2 protein-coding genes are annotated in these 2,067 nt (G+C 67.9%); one reads left to right on the forward strand and one right to left on the reverse strand.

Annotated features, from left to right (window positions below; translation table 11 throughout):
* On the reverse strand, window positions 1–1,607 hold a 1,607-nt coding region (locus tag AAGI91_17665), incomplete at its 3' end, for a hypothetical protein (GenBank protein MEM1044441.1).
* A 133-nt stretch (window positions 1,608–1,740) separates the two neighbouring features.
* Between AAGI91_17665 and AAGI91_17670 the strand changes: the two genes are divergently transcribed.
* Window positions 1,741–2,067: ECF-type sigma factor (locus tag AAGI91_17670; protein MEM1044442.1), on the forward strand; the 327-nt coding region annotated here is incomplete at its 3' end.

Below are 2,067 nucleotides of genomic sequence, written 5' to 3' on the forward strand. Positions count from 1 at the left end.
GCCTCGCCCGTCCCCGTACCTGCCGGCTGGACGATGCATTCCCGGACCTGGGCATCGCGGGCCTCGATCACGATTCCTAGGTCGGCGTAGTCCACGGTGCAGCTTGTGATCCGCACGTTCTCGGCTTCGGGTCGGACCTCAATCGAGGTTCCGTCTACGATCGTTTCGTCTCCGATCCCGGAGTCGCCGACGCCAAACGCCGTGAGCCGCACGTCTGGGCCCCGAACCACGAGCCGCACGTTCTCCAGGATAGCTGTCTGGAGACTGCTCCCCTCTGTCATCTCCAGCGTGCCGCCCTCCAGAGACTCTATCCGAACGATGTTGGCCGACCCGCCTGCGCCGTCGATGCGAACGCCTTCAGGAACGGGGACGGTCGGCGCCGTGGCACGGCCCACGTCGAACACGACCCGCTTCACGTCGTCGGAGACGGCGACGGTTTCGAGTGCGGCCTGAAGCGTGCACTGCTCGCCAGCGGTACCCGGATCCGCATCGCAGATCCCATCGGCCGTGTCGGCGTCGGGCTCTTCCCCCTCGTCGTTGACGACGATCGCCTCACTGTCCTCCACGTCGAGCGTACACGACGGGTCGTCGCGGCGCCCGCTGGCGCCAGCGGTGCGGCCCGAGGCGTCGAACGAGCACCCGACGGACGCCTCGACGGGCTCGCGGTAGTACCGCGTCTTCGTCCCCCCGACGAGGACCGCTGCGCTGAGCAGGCCGCCCTCGTCCGTCACGGCGCGGTACCGGAGCGTCGCGGTCTCCCCGCCGAAGAGCGTGTCCACTGGCGTCGGCGTCGAGAGAACGTCCACGCTCGCCGTGTTGCCGTCGGCGTCGAAGAACTCGATCGGCTCTGTCGGTCCGACGTCGAGCACCCACGTCGCGTACGGGTTCGTGACCTCGACGAGCACCTCGAACTCGACGCCTGCCTCGACCGACCCACGGTCGAACCCCGTCGACGAGATGAGCGGGGCCGGCGCAGTCGCAGCCGAGAGCCGATGGTTCAGACCCTGAAAGAACCCAGGCGCATTGGACCTGACACCATTTCGAGTCTCCTCGTTTTGTGCTAAGCATTGAGTTCGTCGGTCCTCATCGGCCGGATAGAGAAATGGGCAGTCTGGGAGGAAGGCCAAACCTGAGGTGGGTGATGCGACCAGGTTCCCTGGCGACGCCGTCAGCGTCTCCAACTCGACACCGTCGCTCCTGAGCGTTATCTGCCGAGACCCGTACCCGCCGGCGCCGTTGTTCGGCCTCTCCTCGCCTTGAAACGTACTGACCATGGAGTAGTACGGCGTCCCCGGCCGATGCTCCCACTCGACGATCGACCGGACGACGAACGCCTGGGGCCTCCCTGTACCGGGGCTCGGGTTCTGCCAATCGTACTCGTATTCCCGGTACGTGACGGTGTACGGGACACTGACGCTGTCCGTGACGACGGGGAGAGGGGTCTGCGCGACGCGGGCGCCATCGGCGCCGAGGTCATCGTGCACGATTCCACAAACGCCGGAATCGAGCACCACGCTACCTGGCGGGCAGTCCTGCCCGCTGGCGGCGGGCGAGAGCGAGAGCGCGGCCAGCAGCGCCAGCGGGGCGAGATGGAGGAGTCGAGTCACGGTCGGAGAGGGTGGGTCCACCTCCCCCATCGACAGATCTCCCGCTGGCGGTCCACAAGCCGGCACTTTTTTGTCCCTGGCACTGCGTCGGGTCATTTCCCTGTAGGTTTCCGGCCTAGCCATCTGCGCTCACATGGCCGCGACCGCCATCCTGCTCGACCGCGCCCGCGAGGGCGACCCGAACGCCTTCAGCGACCTCGTCGGGAGGCTCTACGACGAGCTCCGGCTCGTGGCTCGGAGCCAGCGGCGCAAGCTCTCAGCGTCAGACACCGTCAACACGACGGCGGTGCTGCACGAGGCGTACGCACGCTTGGGCGGTGGCGACGCGCCCGCGCTCACCGACCGCGCGCACTTCTTCCGGCTGGCGGCGCGTGCGATGCGGGGCGTCATCATCGACTACGCGCGGACGCAGAGCCGCGTCAAGCGCGGCGGCTCGGAGCGCCCGGTGGCCATGACGGCC

Source organism: Bacteroidota bacterium (genome assembly GCA_038746285.1).
GTDB lineage: Bacteria > Bacteroidota > Rhodothermia > Rhodothermales > JANQRZ01 > JANQRZ01.